This is a genomic window from Streptococcus mitis (assembly GCF_000722765.2).
Lineage (GTDB): Bacteria > Bacillota > Bacilli > Lactobacillales > Streptococcaceae > Streptococcus > Streptococcus mitis_AQ.
In genome coordinates, this window is record NZ_CP028415.1 from 740,180 (window position 1) to 763,879 (window position 23,700).

At 39.4% G+C, this 23,700-nt stretch carries 19 protein-coding genes, 2 tRNA genes and 2 pseudogenes; 22 read left to right on the forward strand and 1 reads right to left on the reverse strand.

Annotation, left to right across the window (positions count from 1 at the left end):
• Window positions 1-23: 23 nt before the first annotated feature.
• From SK637_RS04055 to sufB, 20 genes and pseudogenes are all read left to right on the forward strand, one after another.
• Window positions 24-1,556, forward strand: coding sequence for an Abi family protein (locus SK637_RS04055; protein WP_033688660.1), 1,533 nt, complete (start codon window positions 24-26; stop codon window positions 1,554-1,556).
• A gap of 211 nt (window positions 1,557-1,767) precedes the next feature.
• A pseudogene (locus SK637_RS10095) lies at window positions 1,768-2,514 on the forward strand (DUF6261 family protein).
• Window positions 2,515-2,629: 115 nt separating this feature from the next.
• Window positions 2,630-2,914: a GNAT family N-acetyltransferase gene (locus SK637_RS04070; RefSeq protein ID WP_237397641.1), complete on the forward strand. Its 285-nt coding sequence runs from the start codon at window positions 2,630-2,632 to the stop codon at window positions 2,912-2,914.
• An 8-nt stretch (window positions 2,915-2,922) separates the two neighbouring features.
• A pseudogene (locus tag SK637_RS09850) lies at window positions 2,923-3,123 on the forward strand (GNAT family N-acetyltransferase); the annotation flags it as partial.
• Between the two features lie 16 nt (window positions 3,124-3,139).
• Window positions 3,140-3,958 (forward strand): aminoglycoside 6-adenylyltransferase, encoded by an 819-nt coding sequence (locus SK637_RS04080; RefSeq protein ID WP_033688664.1) that lies wholly within the window; start codon window positions 3,140-3,142, stop codon window positions 3,956-3,958.
• Between the two features lie 339 nt (window positions 3,959-4,297).
• On the forward strand, window positions 4,298-6,769 hold the full coding sequence (gene parC / locus SK637_RS04085) for a DNA topoisomerase IV subunit A (RefSeq protein WP_078352272.1): 2,472 nt from the start codon (window positions 4,298-4,300) through the stop codon (window positions 6,767-6,769).
• A 135-nt stretch (window positions 6,770-6,904) separates the two neighbouring features.
• Window positions 6,905-7,927, forward strand: coding sequence for a branched-chain amino acid aminotransferase (locus tag SK637_RS04090; RefSeq protein WP_033688667.1), 1,023 nt, complete (start codon window positions 6,905-6,907; stop codon window positions 7,925-7,927).
• Window positions 7,928-7,949: 22 nt separating this feature from the next.
• Window positions 7,950-9,917: a peptide ABC transporter substrate-binding protein gene (locus SK637_RS04095; protein ID WP_033688669.1), complete on the forward strand. Its 1,968-nt coding sequence runs from the start codon at window positions 7,950-7,952 to the stop codon at window positions 9,915-9,917.
• A 97-nt stretch (window positions 9,918-10,014) separates the two neighbouring features.
• On the forward strand, window positions 10,015-10,245 hold the full coding sequence (locus SK637_RS04100; protein WP_000037113.1) for a DUF2969 domain-containing protein: 231 nt from the start codon (window positions 10,015-10,017) through the stop codon (window positions 10,243-10,245).
• A 49-nt stretch (window positions 10,246-10,294) separates the two neighbouring features.
• A tRNA-Tyr gene (locus SK637_RS04105) sits at window positions 10,295-10,375 on the forward strand.
• 9 nt (window positions 10,376-10,384) lie between these two features.
• Window positions 10,385-10,456: transfer RNA gene (locus SK637_RS04110), tRNA-Gln, on the forward strand.
• A gap of 161 nt (window positions 10,457-10,617) precedes the next feature.
• Entirely contained in the window at window positions 10,618-11,820 is a 1,203-nt protein-coding gene (gene rpsA, locus SK637_RS04115; protein WP_001001630.1) for a 30S ribosomal protein S1, read from the forward strand.
• An 85-nt stretch (window positions 11,821-11,905) separates the two neighbouring features.
• The gene (locus SK637_RS04120) at window positions 11,906-12,403 is read left to right on the forward strand and encodes a GAF domain-containing protein (RefSeq protein ID WP_033688670.1); all 498 of its coding nucleotides are present in this window, start codon (window positions 11,906-11,908) and stop codon (window positions 12,401-12,403) included.
• Complete coding sequence (gene dnaX / locus SK637_RS04125; RefSeq protein ID WP_033688671.1) at window positions 12,403-14,058, forward strand: DNA polymerase III subunit gamma/tau; 1,656 nt, start codon at window positions 12,403-12,405, stop codon at window positions 14,056-14,058. The genes SK637_RS04120 and dnaX overlap by 1 nt, the downstream gene beginning before the upstream one ends.
• A 27-nt stretch (window positions 14,059-14,085) precedes the next feature.
• Entirely contained in the window at window positions 14,086-14,280 is a 195-nt protein-coding gene (locus SK637_RS04130; RefSeq protein WP_001081602.1) for a DUF3272 domain-containing protein, read from the forward strand.
• Window positions 14,281-14,429: 149 nt separating this feature from the next.
• Window positions 14,430-15,200, forward strand: coding sequence for a Fe-S cluster assembly ATPase SufC (gene sufC, locus SK637_RS04135; protein WP_000114489.1), 771 nt, complete (start codon window positions 14,430-14,432; stop codon window positions 15,198-15,200).
• 27 nt (window positions 15,201-15,227) lie between these two features.
• Complete coding sequence (gene sufD / locus SK637_RS04140; protein ID WP_033688673.1) at window positions 15,228-16,490, forward strand: Fe-S cluster assembly protein SufD; 1,263 nt, start codon at window positions 15,228-15,230, stop codon at window positions 16,488-16,490.
• Window positions 16,491-16,500: 10 nt separating this feature from the next.
• The gene (locus tag SK637_RS04145; protein WP_033688674.1) at window positions 16,501-17,727 is read left to right on the forward strand and encodes a cysteine desulfurase; all 1,227 of its coding nucleotides are present in this window, start codon (window positions 16,501-16,503) and stop codon (window positions 17,725-17,727) included.
• Entirely contained in the window at window positions 17,714-18,154 is a 441-nt protein-coding gene (sufU, locus tag SK637_RS04150) for a Fe-S cluster assembly sulfur transfer protein SufU (protein ID WP_033688676.1), read from the forward strand. Before SK637_RS04145 ends, sufU begins: the two co-directional genes overlap by 14 nt.
• 57 nt (window positions 18,155-18,211) lie before the next feature.
• Window positions 18,212-19,624 (forward strand): Fe-S cluster assembly protein SufB, encoded by a 1,413-nt coding sequence (sufB, locus tag SK637_RS04155; protein ID WP_000797050.1) that lies wholly within the window; start codon window positions 18,212-18,214, stop codon window positions 19,622-19,624.
• A gap of 84 nt (window positions 19,625-19,708) precedes the next feature.
• On the opposite strand, the gene pbp3 is transcribed toward sufB, so the two are convergent.
• A complete protein-coding gene (gene pbp3, locus SK637_RS04160; protein WP_033688696.1) occupies window positions 19,709-20,950 on the reverse strand; it encodes a D-alanyl-D-alanine carboxypeptidase PBP3 in 1,242 nt (413 codons plus the stop codon).
• Window positions 20,951-21,051: 101 nt separating this feature from the next.
• Here pbp3 and SK637_RS04165 point away from each other — a divergent pair, with 101 nt between their 5' ends.
• On the forward strand, window positions 21,052-22,161 hold the full coding sequence (locus tag SK637_RS04165) for an AI-2E family transporter (RefSeq protein WP_033688698.1): 1,110 nt from the start codon (window positions 21,052-21,054) through the stop codon (window positions 22,159-22,161).
• 205 nt (window positions 22,162-22,366) lie between these two features.
• Window positions 22,367-23,563: an elongation factor Tu gene (gene tuf / locus SK637_RS04170; protein WP_001040724.1), complete on the forward strand. Its 1,197-nt coding sequence runs from the start codon at window positions 22,367-22,369 to the stop codon at window positions 23,561-23,563.
• Window positions 23,564-23,700 lie beyond the last annotated feature (137 nt).

Below are 23,700 nucleotides of genomic sequence, written 5' to 3' on the forward strand. Positions count from 1 at the left end.
GAAATTGAAGGTATAGGTTTAGAATGGGAAAAAATAAAAACAAGAAGAAAAAAGGTGTAGGAAGAATTATCAAGCTATTTAGAAATTACGGATATATTTCTACGGATAGTTTTGGTCAAGAAGGTGAGGAGCTTCCATTTCAGTTTACTCCTGAGATGATAAAAGAAATAGATGGTATTGAGTACATTGAATATAGCAAAGAGGCAGAGTTTAATATAAAAAAGGGAGTGAGTCTTAGAGATAAGATAATTAGAGAAGCTAGTGACTTAAAGTTTGATTCTCGAAATTTAATTCAGGAAAAGCGTGTGGAATCAAAGTCCTATTTGGAACAAGTAAAAGAAAAATTTGATTTGTTTAATATTCAACTACCAACCAAAAATCAAATGGAAAACGAAATCAGAGAGCTTGATTTGGTGGTTGATCAGTTTACTGCTTCTGTGTTAAAAAATTTTTATGATTCTGTTTTGGTAGATGATGAAGCTATTTTATATGAATATTTGAAAAAAATAGGATTTCAACCCTATATGTTAGATTATATTGTTAATGGTCTTTTTATTGAAAAAACTTTGGGTAATTTAAAAAAAATTGATGTAAAACACATTGTTAAAATTGACGATATTGACAAAGTATTTAGGGAAAAGATATTAAGATGGATATTAGGGATTGAAAATTCATACAAAAGTTTATTAAGTAGATTAGCTACTCAGAGAGAAGGTGGAGATGAAATTGCTGCTAGAGTTGTTAGGCATTGGAAAAATTCCACCGACGATGCTAAGGAAACACAATATAAAAGAGCCCAAAACAGATATAAGTATCTAAGTTACTCAGATAAATTTGATTATATTAATTCCGATATAATCCCATTAGAAGATTTAATGGATCAAATGGATTTGAGTACTTTAGAATCTTTACTTGATAAGTTTGATGTTTTTTCAAAAGAAAGTATTTCTACAGGGGGACGTTTATTAACTCCTTTTGTCAAAGATATTGTTTTACATAAAACAGTACTTTCAGATTTAAGAATTATAAGAAATGCAGCGGCACATGGAAGGTTTGTAATTCCAACTATAGTAAATCCTGATTATAATCCTAACTGGGACTTGGAGTTTGATAACCCTCTTGAAAGAACTAAAATTAAAGATTGGTTCATATTTGGTTATTTAAAACAGGTACTAATATCCCAAGGATTTGACGAATCTATGTCAGTAGGGATTGCACAAACCATTTTTGGTAATCCCTACAGAAAAGCTTGGTTTGAACTTAATTTTATTTATCATCGATTCATTAGTCTTTTTGATGAGAAAATGTATAATGATTTCAAAAACGAATCGAATTATTTCTTAGATTATGACAGTGATTATGATAGAAATGAACAAGAAAAAAATGTCAATCCCATTTTAAAAGATATTGGAGACTTAACAAAGTTTGAGTCAGATTCACTTCTTCAGTATTTTCCTCCAGCGTATAAAACAATAGCAAATGAAGCATCACTTGCAGAGAAAACGGCAAGCCTCCATTTTTATGAAACAGGAATACATCTACAGAAGTATTCTTGATTTTTACTATTTTGAAACAATATCCCACACGAAGAATTACCTTCCCCACCCCTAAAACAAGAAATCACACCTGAAGAATATCTTGTCTGGGGGAATAACTCAAAACACACATGTGTGTTTTGAGTTATTGGAGTAAAATACGAGTATTTAGATATGTTCTGAATTATTTTAGGTCAAAAAATTAAAAATACATCATTGAAGGAGGAGTTTTATGAAAAAAGAATATGGAATCACGAGTTTAACTGTACGCAATTTAGAAAACAACGAATTCTTCTAACTTCTATCTGAGAGCAAGGACGAGTCAGGGGCTTTTACAAAAGCCAATAAATCTGAGCAGGTTTATGTAACGAAGCTTAGGGATATGGAAAAACTTCTTGAGACCTTGCAAGTTGGTTTACACCGTTCCAAGGCCAGTCAAATGGTGGCTAGTCTGGAAGCCTCTGATCGTGAGCGTGATGATGCGCTTTCTACCTTGACAGACTTGGTCAAGGCCTTCTCTCGTGTCAAAGAGGCAGGTAGCAAGGAAGCTTACGACAAACTCAGCAAACTTTTCAAAAATTATGCTTGGTTAACGAGTATAAGCTGCGAAAAGGAGACAGAAGCTATTAACCATTTACTCAAGGAGCTAAAAGATACGGACTATCAAACTGCTCTTGCAACCCTACATTTGACAACTCATATAGAAACCTTGACAAAAGCGCAGTCTTAGTTTGAAAAAGCATATAAGGAGCGCTTGGCTGAGCAAAAAGGCAAGGCACCTAGTCAAAACAAGGAAGTCCGTGCAAAACTACAAGAAATCTATGACTTCCTTGTGGATTTTACTGAAATCAACGCCTACGCTTATCCTGAAAGAACTCATGTGGTCAATCTCCGCGATCACCTCAACACCATCCGCAGCCGCTACAAAAAACGCAAACCTGCTATGAAGGTAACGGAAGCAGTGGGGAGTGTTAATTAAGTCTGATAGATTTGGAGGAATAGAAGATGATTATCAGACCTGCAAGCAGAAAAGATTGTCAAGCTATTTATAGCCTTTATCAAAGTGAAAAATGGCTTTCTTTTACAGAGGAAAAGTGACATCTCTATTTTCAACAAATCTGTCTCATTACTTGGTGCTTGAAGAGGACCAGAAAATTCTTGGCTTTGCCCGTTATCTGACGGATGAAGTGATGACGACCTTTTTAGCTGAAATAATTATTGATAAATCCCACCGCAGAAAAGGACTGGGACAGCAGCTGATTGAGGAGATCCACAAAAAATATCCTTTGACACGGATTGAATTAATATCTGAAGCAGATGGATTTTATCGGTCAATAAGTTTTAAGCCTGTTGGTACAGGATTTAGAAAATCTGAATGAAAGGAGACAGCCAAGCCTGTCTAGACTTTGCTTTTCAGCAAGCTGGCTTGTCAGAAGTTTACTCTTTTACATTCTTACTCAATCAACTTTCGCAAAAAGTCATGCAAAAACTGAGCATGGAATTTGTCAAAGAATTTGATAATGAAAAAGTTCCAGCAGACAGTCCACTTTATAGACATGTCCTCTACAGAATCAAGAGTTTCCACTAAAAAGGCAGGTATCAACATGAGAACAGAAACAGAAATGCTAGATCTGATTTTACAAACTGCCAAAACTATTCAAGTAGAAACTGTCGCCATGTCTGGTTCACGGACAAACCCAAAGGCCCCAAAAGATGAATTTCAAGACTATGATGTTATCTATGTCGTAGATAATTTAGATAATCTAACGAGAGACATTTCTTGGATAGATCAGTTTGGCAAACGTATTCTTGAGCAAGAAGTTAGGTTGGGACATCGTCGTCTATACCTCATGCTCTTTGAAGATGGCAATCGAATTGATCTAACCCTCTGTCCAAAACAACAAATTCAAGAGTGGGTAGACAGTGAGGCCGGATTTACTGTTTTAGAAGATCCAGAGCATTTATTTGAACCCTATTCACCAAATATAGAGCGTTACTGGACAAATTCAGCTACTGAAAAGGATTTTGAAAAAGTCTGCAATGAATTTTGGTGGGTATCAGCCTACGTGGTTAAGGGGATTTGTCGCAAACAAGTCATTTATACGACGGACCATCTCTATGGCATTTGTCAACAAGAATTCTTGAAAATCTTGGCTTGGCAGGTTGCAAGTGATAGGGGAGCAGTTGATATCGGTAAAAATTATAAGTACATCTTTAACTATTTGCCTGCTCAGAAAGAGAATGAATTCTCAAGTCTACTTGATTTCTCAAATAGTGACAAAATCACTCAGTCTTTATTTGCTACGATGAAATTATTCCACCAAGAGGCTCAGACCCTTGCTCAAAAGATGGGTTTTGACTACGATAAAGAAGTAGCTGAGAAGATGATTGAGTATGCTGAGTCGAGACTTCTTAATCGCTAACTAAAGACCTTAATTTAAAAGATTAAACTACAGAAAGGGTCGTTTGATTATTTGTAGTAACTAAACACGGGACTAATTTTATTCGGAAAAAAGTCAAATCGTCTTGACTTTATCGAGCCCTACATCGATTTTCTATTTTTCTACAGACATTTTTGGCAAGCCAAATCGTCCCTTTATATCTTAAATGAACACTTTTTCTGTAAAAACCTACTCTACATTCTTTGAAAGGAGTTGAACACGCCTTAAATGCTGTGTGAAAAGGATAAATTCTCTTGCGAACATCGCTCGCTTTAAGAATTTTCTATTTTCACTTTGCATTTTTCGGGCTTTGTATCCTATATGTCTAACATTCAAAACATGTCCCTAGAGGACATTATGGGAGAGCGCTTTGGTCGCTATTCCAAATACATTATTCAAGACCGGGCTTTGCCAGATATTCGTGATGGCTTGAAGCCGGTTCAGCGCCGTATTCTTTATTCGATGAATAAGGATGGCAATACCTTTGATAAGAGCTACCGCAAGTCGGCCAAGTCTGTCGGGAATATCATGGGGAATTTTCACCCACACGGTGACAGTTCCATCTATGATGCCATGGTTCGTATGTCACAGGACTGGAAAAACCGTGAGATTTTGGTCGAAATGCACGGTAATAACGGTTCTATGGACGGAGATCCGCCTGCGGCTATGCGTTATACTGAGGCACGTCTGTCTGAAATTGCTGGCTATCTTCTTCAGGATATCGAGAAGAAGACCGTTCCTTTTGCCTGGAACTTTGATGACACCGAAAAAGAGCCGACAGTCTTACCAGCAGCCTTTCCAAACCTTTTAGTCAATGGTTCGACTGGTATTTCGGCTGGATATGCCACAGATATTCCACCCCATAATTTAGCTGAGGTCATTGATGCCACTGTTTATATGATTGACCATCCAACAGCTAAGGTGGACAAGCTCATGGAATTTTTGCCTGGACCAGATTTTCCGACTGGAGGAATCATTCAGGGTCGTGATGAAATCAAGAAGGCCTATGAAACTGGGAAAGGGCGCGTGGTTGTTCGTTCCAAGACTGAGATTGAAAAGCTAAAAGGTGGTAAGGAACAAATCGTTATCACCGAGATTCCTTATGAAATCAACAAGGCCAATCTGGTTAAGAAAATCGATGATGTCCGTGTCAATAACAAGGTGGCTGGTATTGCTGAGGTTCGTGATGAGTCTGACCGTGACGGTCTTCGTATCGCTATTGAGCTAAAAAAAGATGCTAATACCGAGCTTGTTCTAAACTATCTATTTAAGTACACCGACCTACAAATCAATTACAACTTCAACATGGTGGCGATTGACAATTTCACACCTCGTCAGGTTGGGATTGTCCCAATCTTGTCTAGCTATATCGCCCACCGTCGTGAAGTGATTCTGGCCCGTTCACGCTTTGACAAGGAAAAGGCTGAGAAACGTCTCCATATCGTCGAAGGTCTGATTCGCGTGATTTCGATTTTGGACGAAGTCATTGCTCTTATCCGTGTTTCTGAGAATAAGGCTGACGCTAAGGAAAATCTCAAGGTCAGCTATGACTTTACAGAAGAGCAGGCTGAGGCTATTGTTACCTTGCAACTATACCGCTTGACCAATACAGACGTAGTTGTCTTGCAGGAAGAAGAAGCAGAACTTCGTGAGAAGATTGCTATGCTTGCGGCTATTATCGGTGATGAACGTACCATGTACAATCTCATGAAGAAAGAACTTCGTGAAGTTAAGAAGAAGTTTGCGACTCCACGTTTAAGTTCTTTAGAGGACACTGCGAAAGCAATCGAGATTGACACAGCTAGTCTGATCGCCGAGGAAGATACCTATGTCAGCGTGACAAAGGCAGGTTATATCAAGCGTACTAGTCCACGTTCTTTTGCAGCTTCAACGCTAGAGGAAATTGGTAAACGTGATGATGACCGTTTGATCTTTGTACAAGCTGTCAAGACCACCCAGAATCTTCTGATGTTCACGACTCTTGGAAATGTTATTTATCGACCAATTCATGAATTGGCTGATATTCGTTGGAAGGATATCGGTGAGCACCTGAGCCAGACCATTACAAACTTTGAAACTAACGAAGAAATCCTTTATGCTGAAGTCGTGGATCAGTTTGATGATGCGACAACTTATTTTGCAGCTACTCGTCTCGGTCAAATCAAACGCGTAGAACGCAAAGAATTCTCTCCATGGCGAACCTATAAGTCTAAGTCTGTCAAGTATGCCAAGTTGAAAGATGATACGGACCAGATTGTAGCAGTGGCTCCGATTAAACTAGATGATGTTCTTTTGATTAGCCAAAATGGTTATGCCCTGCGTTTCAATATCGAAGAGGTTCCAGTTGTCGGTGCTAAGGCTGCAGGTGTCAAGGCTATGAATTTGAAAGAAGATGATGTCCTCCAATCTGCCTTTATCTGTAACACCTCATCCTTCTACCTCTTGACCCAACGTGGAAGTTTGAAACGTGTTTCTATTGACGAAATTCCGGTAACCAGCCGTGCCAAACGTGGGTTACAAGTCTTGCGTGAGCTAAAAAATAAACCGCATCGTGTCTTCTTAGCAGGAGCAGTTGCAGAGCAAGGATTTATTGGTGATCTCTTCAGTACAGATATGGAAGAGAACGACCAAACTCTGCTTGTTCAATCAAACAAAGGAACAATCTATGAAAGCCGATTGCAGGACTTGAATTTGTCAGAACGAACTAGTAACGGAAGCTTTATTTCTGATACTATTTCTGATGAAGAAGTTTTTGACGCTTATCTTAAAGAAGTATTTCCAGAAGCTAAATAAGTGAAATGAAGAATCAGTTCTAAGAGCTGGTTCTTTTTTATTGAAGAAATTTTCTGAAAATTACAAAATATGCTTGCTATTTTAGAAAAATAGTGTAGAATAAAAGAAATAGGTTTTTAGAATAAGGAGTGGAATATGACAGTAACGATTGATTGGGAAAACCTTGGTTTCTCCTATATAAAATTACCTTATCGCTATATTGCTCATTTTAAAAATGGACAATGGAATCAAGGAGAACTTACAGAAGATGCAACCTTGCATATTTCAGAGTCTTCTCCAAGTCTTCACTATGGTCAACAAGCCTTTGAAGGTTTGAAAGCTTACCGTACTAAGGATGGCAGTGTTCAACTGTTCCGTCCTGACGAAAATGCTAAACGTCTGCAACGTACTTGTGATCGTCTCTTGATGCCACAAGTTCCAACAGAAATGTTTGTAGAAGCGTGTAAGGCAGTTGTTCGTGCGAATGAAGAATACGTACCACCATACGGAACAGGTGGAACCTTATATCTTCGCCCTCTTTTGATTGGTGTCGGAGATATTATTGGGGTTAAACCAGCAGAAGAGTATATTTTCACCATCTTTGCCATGCCAGTTGGAAATTACTTTAAAGGTGGTTTGGTTCCAACCAACTTCTTGATTCAGGATGAATACGATCGTGCTGCTCCAAATGGTACAGGTGCGGCTAAGGTTGGTGGGAACTATGCTGCCAGTCTCTTGCCAGGGAAATTGGCGAAATCACGTCACTTCTCAGATGTTATCTATCTAGACCCATCAACTCATACAAAGATTGAAGAAGTCGGTTCAGCTAACTTCTTTGGAATTACAGCTGATAATGAATTTGTAACACCATTGAGCCCATCTATCTTGCCATCTATTACTAAGTATTCTTTGCTTTATTTGGCAGAACACCGCTTGGGCTTGACTCCTATTGAGGGAGATGTCCCAATTGATAACCTTGACCGTTTTGTAGAGGCAGGTGCCTGTGGTACAGCAGCAGTTATTTCACCAATTGGTGGAATTCAGCACGGTGATGATTTCCATGTATTCTATAGTGAAACAGAAGTTGGTCCTGTGACTCGTAAACTCTATGATGAATTGACAGGTATTCAGTTTGGTGATATTGAAGCGCCAGAAGGTTGGATTGTAAAAGTAGATTAAAATAAACAAAAGGAGATTTTTGATGAAATCGAAAAAGTGGCTCTTAACAGCAGGAGTGGTCCTGAGCACAACAGCTCTATTAGTGGCTTGTGGAAAAGCTGATAAAGAAGCAGATGCACCGACAACATTTTCATATGTCTATGCAGTAGATCCGGCATCTTTGGATTATAGTATAGCGACTCGTACATCTACAACAGATGTCATCGGGAACGTGGTTGATGGCTTGATGGAAAACGACCAATACGGAAATGTTATTCCTTCCTTGGCTGAAGATTGGTCTGTGTCAAAAGATGGTTTGACTTATACCTACAAACTACGTAAAGGAGTTAAATGGTACACTTCTGAAGGTGAAGAATATGCAGAAGTAACAGCCCATGACTTTGTAACAGGATTGAAACACGTAGCTGACGGTAAGTCAGACGGTGTTTCTCTCATCCAAAATTCAATCAAGGGATTGGATGCCTACATGACTGGTGAGACCAATGATTTCTCTACAGTTGGTGTCAAGGCCTTGGACGATTACACAGTTGAATATACCCTAAACAAACCAGAAAGCTTCTGGAACTCTAAAGTCACAACAGCAACGATGTTGCCTGTAAATGAAGAGTTTTTGAAAGCATCAGGTAAAGATTATGGAGCAGTTACTCCAGCAGGAATTCTCTACAATGGTCCTTATATCTTGAAGACCTTGACATCTAAATCGTTGATTGAATACGAGAAAAACCCAAATTACTGGGATAAAGAAAAGGTAAAAATCGAGAAGATTAAATTGACTTACTACGATGGTTCTGATCAGGAATCGTTGATTCGTAGCTTCTCTTCTGGTGCCTATACGACAGCTCGTCTCTTCCCAAGTAGCTCAAACTTTGCTTCTACTTTGGAACAATACGGAGATAAAATCACTTATAGTCCACAGGACTCAAGTAGCTATTACTTCACCTTTAACGTAAATCGCCAGTCATATAATAAAACTGCGAAAACAAGTGAAGAGCAAAAGACTTCTACTAAAGAAGCTATGCTTAATAAGGACTTCCGTCAGGCTATCAACTTTGCCTTCAACCGCCATTCTTATGCTGCTCAGTTAAATGGTGAAGATGGGGCGGACAAGATTATTCGTAACAGTTTAGTTCCAGATAACTTCGTGCAAGCAGGTGGTAAGAACTTTGGTCAAATCGCTCAAGCAGAGTTGGTGAACTACGGTGACCAATGGAAAGGTGTTGAGCTAGTTGACGGTAAGGACTCTATCTACAACCCTGACAAGGCTAAAGCAGCCTTTGACAAAGCTAAGAAAGATTTGGAATCTAAAGGGGTAACTTTCCCAATTCACTTGGATGTTCCAGTTGAACAAACAGATACCATCGCCGTTCAACAAAGTAACTCTTTCAAACAGTCAATCGAATCAACTCTTGGTGCTGAAAATGTTGTCATCGACGTTCTTCAAATGACAGATAATGAAAAGGAAACAATCACTTCTCAAGCGCGTGTTCCTTCTCAAAAAGACTATGATTTGAATAGTACAGGATGGGCTCCAAGCTATCAAGACCCAGCATCTTATTTAACTATCATGGATCCTAAATCAGGTTCTGCTATGAAACACCTAGGTATCACTAAAGGAAAAGACAAGGATGTCGTAGCTAAGGTTGGTTTGGACCAGTATAAGAAATTATTGGATGATGCCGATTCAGAAACTACGAATCTTGAAGAGCGCTATGAAAAATATGCCAAGGCTCAAGCTTGGTTGACAGATAGTTCATTATTGATGCCAACAGCCTCATCTGGTGGTTCTCCAGTTGTAAGTAATGTAGTGCCATTCTCAAAACCATACTCACAAGTTGGTATTAAGGGTGACCCATATATCTTTAAGGGAATGAAGTTGCAAAAAGATATCGTTACAACAAAAGAATATGAAGAAGCACTGAAAAAATGGCAAAAAGAAAAATTGGAATCAAACGGTAAGTACCAAAAAGAACTAGAAAAACACATTAAATAAAGCAGAAAACTCTATGTCAGACAAGCCTGATATAGAGTTTTTTCTTGCTAGTTTTAGGATTTTCTTGTAAAATAGAAAAAGTGAAGAGAGGTATGAAATGAGTAAGAAAGATAAAAAAATCGAAATTCAAGTAGCAGATGCCAAAGTTAATGTTGGTAAAGACAGTTTTGAAGGTTATACATTGACTATCGGTAAAAAAGTTATCGGAGAAATTGCCGAATTAGACGGACAATTTGCCATCATAAAGAATGGGAATGTCGATAGTTTTTATAAAAAATTGGAAAAAGCTGTGGAAATTTTGATTGAAAATTATAATTTAGCAAAATAAGTCTTGTTTTTTTGAAATTTTCATGATATAATAGTCCATGTTGATTGTAGGAGAGATAGCGAAGAGGCTAAACGCGGCGGACTGTAAATCCGCTCCTTCGGGTTCGGGGGTTCGAATCCCTCTCTCTCCATTTCATCAATGGGGTATAGCCAAGCGGTAAGGCAAGGGACTTTGACTCCCTCATGCGTTGGTTCGAATCCAGCTACCCCAGTTCTTAGGTAATGTTCAAGATAAAAAGCAAAATATCTTAGGGTATTTTATTTTTATAATTGAAAGACGTGAACGATATAAACATGTCCTTGCGGGTGCTTAGGAAAAAAATTATAAGTATGTCAAGTTTAAGAAAAACTTGATTGTTGGAGGATTTTTTAGATGAACGAATTTGAAGATTTGCTAAATAGCGTTAGCCAAGTTGAGACTGGTGATGTTGTTAGTGCTGAAGTATTGACAGTTGATGCGACTCAAGCTAACGTTGCAATCTCTGGAACTGGTGTTGAAGGTGTCTTGACTCTTCGCGAATTGACAAACGATCGCGATGCAGATATCAATGACTTTGTTAAAGTAGGAGAAGTATTGGATGTTCTTGTACTTCGTCAAGTAGTTGGTAAAGATACTGATACAGTTACATACCTTGTATCTAAAAAACGCCTTGAAGCTCGCAAAGCATGGGACAAACTTGTTGGTCGCGAAGAAGAAGTTGTTACTGTTAAAGGAACTCGTGCCGTTAAAGGTGGACTTTCAGTAGAATTTGAAGGTGTTCGTGGATTTATCCCAGCTTCAATGTTGGATACTCGTTTCGTACGTAACACTGAGCGTTTTGTAGGTCAAGAATTTGATGCTAAAATCAAAGAAGTTGACGCTAAAGAAAACCGCTTCATCCTTTCACGTCGTGAAGTTGTTGAAGCAGCTACAGCAGCAGCTCGCGCTGAAGTATTCGGTAAATTGGCTGTTGGTGATGTAGTAACTGGTAAAGTTGCACGTATCACAAGTTTCGGTGCTTTCATCGACCTTGGTGGTGTTGACGGATTGGTTCACTTGACTGAATTGTCACATGAACGTAACGTATCACCAAAATCAGTTGTAACTGTTGGTGAAGAAATTGAAGTGAAAATTCTTGATCTTAACGAAGAAGAAGGACGCGTATCACTTTCACTTAAAGCAACAACGCCTGGACCATGGGATGGCGTTGAGCAAAAATTGGCTAAAGGTGATGTAGTTGAAGGAACAGTTAAACGTTTGACTGACTTCGGTGCATTTGTTGAAGTATTGCCAGGTATCGATGGACTTGTTCACGTATCACAAATTTCACACAAACGTATTGAAAATCCTAAAGAAGCTCTTAAAGTTGGTCAAGAAGTTAAAGTTAAAGTTCTTGAAGTTAACGCAGATGCAGAGCGTGTATCACTTTCTATCAAAGCTCTTGAAGAGCGTCCAGCTCAAGAAGAAGGACAAAAAGAAGAAAAACGTGCTGCTCGTCCACGTCGTCCAAAACGTCAAGAAAAACGTGATTTCGAACTTCCAGAAACACAAACAGGATTCTCAATGGCTGACTTGTTTGGTGATATCGAACTTTAATCAAATTGAAAATTCACAAAATCCTTTGTTTACTAAACAAGGGATTTTTCTTTTGTCTGTAAGCCTTTTTTGATATAATAGTTCTATGTTAGAATCAGAAAAACAATCACGTTATCAAATGTTAAATGAAGAGCTCTCTTTTTTATTGGATGGTGAAACCAATGTTTTGGCTAATCTTTCCAACGCCAGTGCTCTTCTAAGATCGCGCTTTCCTAATACCGTATTTGCAGGCTTTTATCTGTTCGATGGAAAGGAATTGGTTTTAGGTCCCTTCCAAGGTGGTGTTTCCTGCATCCGTATTGCACTTGGAAAAGGTGTTTGTGGGGAGGCAGCTCACTTTCAGGAAACTGTTATTGTTGGAGATGTAACAACCTATCCAAATTATATTTCTTGCGATAGTCGTGCTAAAAGTGAAATTGTTATGCCAATGATAAAGAATGGTCAATTACTTGGAGTTCTAGATCTGGATTCTTCAGAGATTGATGATTATGATGCTATGGATCGAGATTATTTGGAACAATTTGTCGCTATTTTGCTTGAAAAGACAGAATGGGACTTTACAATGTTTGGGGAGAAAGCCTAATGTATCAAGCACTTTATCGAAAATATAGAAGTCAAAATTTCTCCCAGTTGGTTGGACAGGAAGTTGTGGCTAAGACTCTTAAACAAGCAGTAGAGCAAGATAAAATAAGTCATGCCTATCTTTTTTCTGGTCCACGGGGAACAGGAAAAACCAGTGTAGCCAAGATTTTTGCCAAAGCTATGAACTGTCCAAATCAAGTGGGTGGTGAACCTTGTAATAACTGCTATATTTGTCAAGCAGTGACAGATGGTAGTTTAGAAGATGTCATTGAAATGGATGCGGCCTCTAATAATGGGGTGGATGAAATTCGCGAAATTCGTGATAAATCTACCTACGCTCCTAGTCTTGCCCGTTATAAGGTTTACATCATAGATGAGGTTCACATGCTGTCTACAGGAGCTTTTAATGCCCTCCTAAAGACGCTGGAAGAGCCAACACAGAATGTGGTCTTTATTTTGGCAACTACTGAATTGCACAAGATTCCTGCCACTATTCTATCCCGTGTGCAACGTTTTGAATTTAAATCAATTAAGACACAGGATATTAAGGAACATATCCACTATATTTTAGAAAAAGAAAATATCAGTTCTGAACCAGAGGCTGTGGAAATCATTGCCAGACGGGCTGAAGGTGGGATGCGGGACGCCTTGTCTATTTTGGATCAAGCCCTAAGTTTGACACAGGGAAATGAGCTGACGACTGCTATCTCTGAAGAAATTACTGGCACCATTAGTCTATCAGCCTTGGATGATTATGTGTCTGCCTTGTCTCAACAGGATGTTCCAAAGTCCCTAGAGTGCTTAAATCTTCTCTTTGACAATGGTAAGAGCATGACTCGTTTTGTGACCGACCTTTTGCACTATTTAAGAGACTTGTTAATTGTTCAAACAGGGGGAGAAAATACTCATCATAGTCCAGTTTTTGTTGAGAATTTAGCTCTTCCTCAAGAAAATTTGTTTGAAATGATTCGCTTGGCGACAGTCAGTTTAGCAGATATTAAGTCTAGTTTGCAGCCAAAGATTTATGCTGAGATGATGACTATCCGTTTGGCGGAGATTAAGCCCGAACCAGCTCTTTCTGGGGCAGTTGAACATGAAATTGATTCGCTGAGACAGGAAGTTGCCCGTCTCAAACAAGAACTCGCAAATGTGGGAACTGTACCCAAACCAACAAATCCAGCTCCTAGTCGCCCAGCAACGGGCAAGACAATCTATCGTGTGGATCGCAATAAAGTTCAATCGATCCTACAAGAGGCCGTTGAAAATCCTGATTTAGCACGTCAAAATCTGATTCGTTTGCAGAATGCCTGGGGAGAAGTAATTGAAAGTCTAGGTGGGCCGGACAAGGCTCTTCTAGTCGGATCTCAACCAGTTGCGGCCAATGAACACCATGCCATTCTTGCTTTTGAGTCTAACTTCAATGCTGGTCAAACCATGAAACGAGACAATCTCAACACCATGTTTGGCAATATCCTCAGTCAGGCGGCAGGTTTTTCACCTGAGATTTTAGCCATTTCCATGGAGGAATGGAAAGAAGTTCGTGCAGCCTTTTCAGCTAAAGCCAAATCTTCTCAAACTGAAAAAGAAGCAGAAGAAAGCCTGATTCCAGAAGGATTTGAATTTTTGGCTGATAAAGTGAAGGTAGAGGAAGACTAAAGAAAGATTTCATGATACAATAAGTTTATGAATAGACAACAATTTATTATCATCGCGCTGTTTACAGCTGCTGAGACCTATTTTTTCAATGAAGCCTGGATGACTGGTCGTTATATTATGGCAGCCTTTTGGGCCATTTTGCTCTTTAGAAATTTCCGAGTTAGTTATTTGATGGGCAAGATTGTAGATGTCATTGACCAACATTTAAAAGGAAAAGACTAGTCCTCAGCTTCTAGACAAAATCAAAGCCTTTTAGGCTTTTTTTTGTTATACTATAAAAGTATATTTATTGACCTTTTACCGTATTTTCTAGGGAAATCAAGTATGTTTCCAGTAAGTACCGTAAAGGCCAGAAAAAGAAAGGAACTATCATGTCAGTATTAGAGATCAAAGATCTTCACGTTGAGATTGAAGGAAAAGAAATTTTAAAAGGGGTTAACCTGACCCTGAAAACAGGAGAAATTGCCGCTATCATGGGACCAAATGGTACTGGTAAATCGACTCTTTCTGCCGCTATCATGGGAAATCCAAACTATGAAGTTACCAAAGGTGAAGTCTTGTTTGATGGCGTAAACATCCTTGAGTTGGAAGTGGACGAGCGTGCGCGTATGGGACTTTTCCTTGCTATGCAATACCCATCAGAAATTCCTGGTATTACCAATGCTGAGTTTCTTCGTGCAGCCATGAATGCTGGTAAAGAAGATGATGAAAAGATTTCAGTTCGTGAGTTTATCACTAAGCTAGATGAGAAGATGGAATTGCTCAACATGAAAGAAGAAATGGCTGAGCGTTACCTCAACGAAGGTTTCTCTGGTGGTGAGAAAAAACGAAATGAAATTCTTCAGCTTTTGATGTTGGAACCAACTTTTGCCCTTTTGGATGAGATTGACTCTGGTCTTGATATTGACGCTCTTAAAGTTGTTTCTAAAGGTGTTAATGCCATGCGTGGTGAAGGCTTTGGTGCTATGATTATCACTCACTACCAACGTCTTTTGAACTACATTACACCTGATGTGGTACACGTGATGATGGAAGGTCGTGTTGTCCTTTCAGGTGGTCCAGAATTGGCTGCGCGTTTGGAACGTGAAGGATACGCAAAACTAGCTGAAGAACTTGGCTACGACTACAAGGAAGAATTGTAATTCCCTCGTATCTTTTAGGAGAAGTAAATGACTAAAGAAAATATTAAACTTTTTTCAGAAATGCACGCTGAACCAAGCTGGTTGGCTGACCTCCGTCAAAAAGCTTTTGATAAGATTGAGACTTTGGAATTACCAGTTATTGAGCGTGTCAAATTCCACCGTTGGAATCTGGGTGATGGAACGATTACAGAAAATGAGCCATCAGCAAATGTTCCAGATTTCACTGCACTAGATAACCACTTGAAGTTGGTGCAAGTAGGAACTCAAACTGTTTTTGAGCAAACTCCAGTTGAGTTGGCTGAACAGGGTGTTGTCTTTACAGACTTCCACTCAGCTTTAGAAGAAATCCCAGAGCTTATTGAGGAATTCTTCATGTCATCTGTTAAGTATGACGATGACAAGTTGGCAGCCTACCATACAGCTTATTTCAACAGTGGTGCTGTTCTCTACATTCCTGATAATGTTGAGATTAAAGAACCAATCGAAGGAATTTTCTATCAAGACAGCGATAGTGATGTGCCGTTTAACAAGCATATTATGATTATCGCTGGTAAAAATTCTAAGATTAGTTATCTGGAGCGTTTAGAGTCACGCGGTGAGGGAAGTGTCAAAGCAACTGCTAATATCACAGTAGAAGTGATTGCGCGTTCTGGAGCTCAAGTGAAATTTGCTGCGATTGACCGTCTAGGTGAAAACGTCACTGCTTACATTAGCCGTCGTGGTAAATTAGGAAACGATGCAAGTATTGACTGGGCAATTGGTGTCATGAACGAAGGAAATGTTGTTGCTGACTTTGATAGTGACTTGATTGGTAACGGTAGCCATGCCGACCTTAAAGTCGTAGCTCTTTCAAGTGGCCGTCAGGTACAAGGGATTGATACTCGAGTGACTAACTATGGTTGCAACTCAATCGGAAATATCCTTCAACATGGGGTTATTCTTGAGAAAGCAACCTTGACCTTCAATGGTATTGGCCACATTATCAAGGGTGCTAAGGGAGCAGATGCCCAACAAGAGAGCCGTGTTCTTATGCTTTCAGACCAAGCGCGTTCAGATGCCAATCCAATTCTTTTGATTGATGAAAATGACGTTACTGCAGGTCACGCAGCTTCTATCGGTCAGGTGGATCCAGAAGACATGTACTACCTCATGAGTCGTGGCTTGGACAAGGCAACTGCAGAACGTTTGGTTGTCCGTGGTTTCCTTGGCTCCGTTATCGTTGAGATTCCAGTCAAGGAAGTTCGTGATGAAATGATTGCAACTATCGAAGAAAAATTGTCAAAACGCTAAGGGGTAGCCTATGTTAGATGTAGAAGTGATTCGCAAGGATTTTCCAATTTTAGACCAGATTGTTAATGATGAACCATTGGTTTATTTGGATAATGCTGCGACGACACAAAAACCACTAGCAGTTCTGGAGACGATTAACCGATACTATGAGCAAGACAATGCCAATGTTCATCGTGGCGTTCATACCTTGGCAGAAAGGGCGACAGCTTCTTATGAGGCAGCTCGTGAAACCATTCGTAAGTTTATCAATGCAGGCTCTACAAAGGAAGTTCTCTTTACTAGAGGAACGACAACCAGTCTTAACTGGGTAGCGCGTTATGCTGAGGAAGTCTTGACTGAGGGAGACCAGGTTTTGATTTCTGTCATGGAACACCATTCCAACATCATTCCTTGGCAGGAAGCCTGCCGCAAGACTGGAGCTGAGCTTGTCTATGTCTATCTCAAGGATGGAGCTTTGGACATGGATGATTTGCGAGCTAAATTGACTGATAAAGTTAAGTTTGTCTCCCTTGCTCACGCCTCAAATGTTCTTGGTGTAGTCAATCCGATTAAAGAAATCACTCAATTGGCTCACCAAGTTGGAGCCATCATGGTAGTTGATGGAGCACAATCTACGCCCCATATGAAGATTGATGTCCAGGACTTGGATGTGGACTTCTTTGCCTTTTCAGGTCACAAGATGGCTGGTCCGACTGGTATCGGTGTTCTTTATGGCAAAGAAAAGTATCTGGAACAAATGTCACCAGTTGAGTTTGGTGGAGAGATGATTGATTTCGTCTATGAGCAATCTGCTAGTTGGAAGGAATTACCTTGGAAATTTGAGGCTGGAACTCCTAACATGGCAGGTGCGATTGGACTTGCTTCGGCAGTAGATTATCTTGAAAGGATTGGTATGGATACGATTGAAGCGCATGAACAGGAACTGATTGAATACGTCTATCCAAAACTGCAGGCGATTGAAGGATTGACTATTTACGGTTCTCAGAACTTGGCTCAACGTTCAGGTGTCATTGCCTTTAACCTAGGTGACCTTCATCCGCATGATCTTGCGACTGCTTTGGATTATGAAGGAGTGGCTGTTCGAGCAGGTCACCATTGCGCTCAACCCTTGCTCCAGTATTTGGACGTTCCAGCTACAGCTCGTGCAAGTTTTTATATCTACAATACCAAGGCAGATTGCGACAAGCTAGTCGATGCCTTACAAAAGACAAAGGAGTTTTTCAATGGCACTTTCTAAACTAGATAGCCTTTATATGGCAGTGGTAGCGGACCATTCGAAAAATCCACATCACCAAGGAAAGTTAGAAGATGCTGAGCAAATCAGTCTCAACAATCCGACCTGTGGGGATGTTATCAATCTCTCTGTCAAGTTTGATGCAGAGAATCGTTTGGAAAATATTGCTTTTCTTAACTCAGGTTGTACCATCTCAACTGCCTCTGCTAGTATGATGACAGATGCCGTTTTAGGAAAAACCAAACAAGAAATTTTAGAACTTGCAACTATTTTTTCTGAAATGGTTCAAGGCCAAAAAGATGAACGCCAAGACCAACTTGGAGATGCAGCTTTCTTATCAGGCGTTGCAAAATTCCCTCAACGAATCAAGTGTGCAACCCTAGCTTGGAACGCCCTGAAGAAAACAATTGAAAATCAAGAAAATCAGTAAGACAAGTTTCTTTTGTCTTATGAATCAGTAGAAATGAAGAATGAAAGAAAGGATATTATGGCTGAAGAAAGAGTAGAACCAAAACCAATTGACCTTGGTGAATATAAATTTGGTTTCCATGATGATGTAGAGCCTGTCCTATCGACAGGAAAAGGATTGAATGAAGATGTCATTCGTGAACTATCAGCTGCTAAGGGAGAACCTGAGTGGATGCTAGAATTCCGTTTGAAGTCTTATGAAACCTTTAAAAAAATGCCCATGCAAACTTGGGGAGCAGACTTGTCAGAGATTGATTTTGATGATCTGATTTATTACCAAAAACCATCTGATAAACCAGCTCGTTCGTGGGATGACGTTCCTGAAAAGATTAAAGAAACCTTTGAACGTATCGGAATTCCTGAAGCTGAGCGTGCCTATCTGGCCGGTGCCTCTGCCCAGTATGAGTCAGAAGTGGTTTACCACAACATGAAGGAAGAGTTCCAGAAATTGGGGATTATCTTTACAGATACGGATTCTGCCCTCAAGGAATACCCAGACTTGTTTAAACAATACTTTGCCAAGTTGGTACCGCCGACAGATAACAAGTTGGCTGCCCTCAACTCAGCAGTATGGTCTGGTGGAACCTTTATCTACGTACCAAAAGGGGTCAAGGTAGATATTCCTCTTCAAACTTACTTCCGTATCAACAACGAGAATACAGGTCAGTTTGAACGTACCTTGATTATCGTTGATGAGGGAGCAAGTGTCCATTATGTAGAAGGATGTACAGCACCAACTTATTCAAGTAACAGCTTGCATGCTGCCATCGTAGAAATCTTTGCCTTGGATGGAGCTTATATGCGTTATACGACTATCCAAAACTGGTCTGATAACGTCTATAACTTGGTTACAAAACGCGCTAAGGCTCAAAAAGATGCCACTGTTGAGTGGATTGATGGTAACTTGGGTGCAAAGACTACTATGAAATACCCATCTGTTTACCTTGATGGAGAAGGGGCGCGTGGTACTATGCTTTCTATTGCCTTTGCTAATGCAGGGCAACACCAAGATACTGGAGCTAAGATGATCCACAACGCTCCACATACAAGCTCGTCTATTGTGTCTAAATCTATCGCTAAAGGTGGAGGAAAGGTTGACTATCGTGGACAAGTAACCTTTAATAAAAACTCTAAGAAATCTGTCTCTCACATCGAATGTGATACCATTATCATGGATGACTTGTCAGCATCAGATACCATTCCGTTTAATGAAATTCACAACTCACAAGTCGCTTTGGAACACGAAGCTAAGGTATCTAAGATTTCAGAAGAGCAACTCTATTACCTCATGAGCCGTGGATTGTCAGAATCTGAGGCAACTGAGATGATTGTTATGGGATTTGTAGAACCATTTACAAAAGAGCTTCCAATGGAATATGCAGTTGAGCTGAACCGTTTGATTAGCTATGAAATGGAAGGATCAGTTGGGTAAAATTTGATTTTATATTTACCCATAATCAAGGATTTTGAAGATGAACTTGTAACAAAAAAATCGCGGTTTAAAATCGCGATTTTTTTATAATTTTTCGTTGATGAAGCGGATAAACTGATTCCACCAAACTTTTAAGAAGAAGGCTTTTTCAACTTTCTTTTCTGCTACCATTTCAAAACTAGGACGTTCTGTAGTGATGTAACCTTGACCAATCAAATCATTGTCTTCATAAGTCAAATGTCCAACCACAGTTCCGGCTTCAAGTGGTGCTGGAATTGCCTTAGAATCAGGTGTGAATTGAATTGTTTGGGACGATTGTCCCCCAACACGTTCAATTAGAGAGATGTCATCTTTGGCAACGGCAGTAACGGTATCTTCTTTTCCATCTTGTACAGGGGCTTTACTATCTTGATAGGCATCGCCTTTTTGAACGATTTTGCGAAGTGTGAATGTAGAAGAGATATAATCCATTAGTGAAGAAGTAGCTGTGAAGCGAGCGTAAGGATTATTGTCTTGATGATCCGCATTCAAAACAACTGTGATAACCCTCATCCCTTTTTCGACAGTAGTACCAACAAAAGATTCTCCAGCTTTGTCTGTTGTTCCTGTCTTAAGGCCATCAAAACCACCGCGATAAGCAGGCATACCCTCTAACATGTAGTTGGTAGAAGTGATTGTCATTCCAGCAAAAGTAGAAGAAGGTTTTTTCGTGATTTCCAAGACTTGTGGGTATTTTTTGATGAGGTTGCGAGCAACGATAGCGACATCATAAGCACTGAGCTTATTTTCGTCATCTTTTTTAGATCCTGGGTAAATATTATCCCCTAGTGTCTCATTGTTAAGGCCTGTCGTATTGACAACAGTGGCATCCTGAATTCCCCATTCTAAGAGCTTTGCCCGCATCATATCGACGAAATCTTTTTCTGAGCCAGCAATTTTCTCAGCTAACGCAATAGCTGCACTGTTAGCACTGGATACTAGGGTTGCTTCCAGTAGTTGTTCTACGGTATAATTACGAGCCTCCATAGGAACATTACTCGCTTCAGAATTTGTCGTTAATTTGTAAGGATAATCAGAAATATCTACCGGAGTGGATAGTGTAATACTGCCGTTTTCCAAGGCTTCATAGACAAGATAAACAGTAATCAATTTTGTGATTGAAGCGATTTCAACTGGCTGGGTTGCATCTTTCTCATAGAGAATTTTACCAGTATTTGCTTCAACGGCAATGGCATGTTTAGCAGCAATATTAAAATCTTGAGCAGCAACAGTCGATGCTGACCCAATCACGGATAAACTTAGTAGAGTTAAAATTATTTTTTTCATAGTAAGTTTATTCTAACATAAAGAAAAAATATTCCCAGTTTCATGATATAAGAAAGAAGCTTTTTTGAAAGTGTGGTAAAATAGATGAATGGAGGTACCTCATGTTTCGTAAGAATAAATTATTTTTTTGGACCAGTGAGATTTTACTATTAACCATTATCTTTTATTTATGGAGAGAGATGGGAGCGATTATTACACCTTTTGTAAGTGTCGCAAACACTATCATGATTCCCTTTCTTTTAGGTGGTTTTTTATACTATTTGACCAATCCTATTGTGAATTTTTTACAAAAGTATTTCAAAATTAACCGTATCATTGGTATTCTACTAACCTTGTGTGCCTTGGTTTGGGGGCTAGTTATTGGGGTAGTCTATCTCTTACCGATTTTGGTCAATCAGTTGACCAGCTTGATTGCGACTAGCCAGACTATCTACAGTCGTTTACAAGATTTGATTGTGGATTTATCTACTTATCCAGCCTTTCAAAATTTGGATATTCAAGCGACTATTCAACAGTTAAATCTCTCCTATGTAGATATTCTACAGAATATCCTAAATAGTGTAACGAATAGTGTTGGAAGTGTCCTATCAGCGCTCTTTAGTACTGTTTTGATTATTATCATGACCCCTGTATTTTTAATTTATTTTTTGTTAGATGGTCACAAATTCTTGCCGATGCTTGAACGTACTGTTTTAAAGCGAGATAAGTTGCATATTACAGGTCTTTTAAAAAATTTGAATGCTACAATCGCTCGATATATTAGTGGAGTCGCAATTGATGCGATTATTATTGGTTGTTTGGCCTTTATCGGATATAGCGTGATTGGTTTAAAATACGCTTTGGTCTTCGCCATCTTTTCAGGGTTAGCCAATCTCATTCCTTATGTAGGTCCAAGTATTGGTTTGATTCCGATGATTATCGCCAATATCTTTACTGATCCCCATAGAATGCTGATTGCAGTTATTTATATGCTGATTATTCAACAAGTAGATGGGAATATCCTTTACCCTCGAATCGTTGGTGGAGTGATGAAGGTTCATCCAATTACGATTTTAGTATTACTTTTGTTATCAAGTAATATCTATGGTGTCATCGGTATGATTGTCGCTGTACCAACTTATTCTATCTTAAAAGAAATTTCTAAGTTCTTATCACGTTTGTATGAAAATCATAAAATAATGAAAGAACGAGAAAGAGAATTAGCTAAGTAAAAGTCAGGAATTCCTGATTTTTCTTTTTGTTTAGCCAAGTGATAGGAGTAGAAGTGTCGTTTATATTAGCAGATTAAGAATAATTCACAAAAACTTTGTAAAACACTTGCAATTTAGCTGAAATTTGATAAAATAGTAAGGAAAGTTAGACTGTATTGCCTACTGTCTATCTATAAAATATATTTTATTGGAGGCTTTTACTCAAATGGCAAAAGAAAAATACGATCGTAGTAAACCACACGTTAACATTGGTACTATCGGACACGTTGACCACGGTAAAACTACCCTAACTGCAGCTATCACAACTGTTTTGGCACGTCGCTTGCCTTCATCAGTTAACCAACCTAAAGACTATGCGTCTATCGATGCTGCTCCAGAAGAACGCGAACGCGGTATCACAATCAACACTGCGCACGTTGAGTACGAAACTGAAAAACGTCACTACGCTCACATCGACGCTCCAGGACACGCGGACTACGTTAAAAACATGATCACTGGTGCTGCTCAAATGGACGGAGCTATCCTTGTAGTAGCTTCAACTGACGGACCAATGCCACAAACTCGTGAGCACATCCTTCTTTCACGTCAGGTTGGTGTTAAACACCTTATCGTCTTCATGAACAAAGTTGACTTGGTTGACGACGAAGAATTGCTTGAATTGGTTGAAATGGAAATCCGTGACCTATTGTCAGAATACGACTTCCCAGGTGACGATCTTCCAGTTATCCAAGGTTCAGCTCTTAAAGCTCTTGAAGGTGACTCTAAATACGAAGACATCGTTATGGAATTGATGAACACAGTTGATGAGTACATCCCAGAACCAGAACGTGACACTGACAAACCATTGCTTCTTCCAGTCGAAGACGTATTCTCAATCACTGGACGTGGTACAGTTGCTTCAGGACGTATCGACCGTGGTATCGTTAAAGTCAACGACGAAATCGAAATCGTTGGTATCAAAGAAGAAACTCAAAAAGCAGTTGTTACTGGTGTTGAAATGTTCCGTAAACAACTTGACGAAGGTCTTGCCGGAGATAACGTAGGTGTCCTTCTTCGTGGTGTTCAACGTGATGAAATCGAACGTGGACAAGTTATTGCTAAACCAGGTTCAATCAACCCACACACTAAATTCAAAGGTGAAGTCTACATCCTTACTAAAGAAGAAGGTGGACGTCACACTCCATTCTTCAACAACTACCGTCCACAATTCTACTTCCGTACTACTGACGTTACAGGTTCAATCGAACTTCCAGCAGGTACTGAAATGGTAATGCCTGGTGATAACGTGACAATCGACGTTGAGTTGATCCACCCAATCGCCGTAGAACAAGGTACTACATTCTCTATCCGTGAGGGTGGACGTACTGTTGGTTCAGGTATGGTTACAGAAATCGAAGCTTAATTCGATTTAGTTCCCAGAAGAACAATTATTTAAGTCAGACACTAAAAGAATCTTGCTTTGCGAGGTTCTTTTTTTCAGATATTGAACTAATACTCTTCGAAAATCAAATTCAACCCACGTCAGCGTCACCTTGCCGT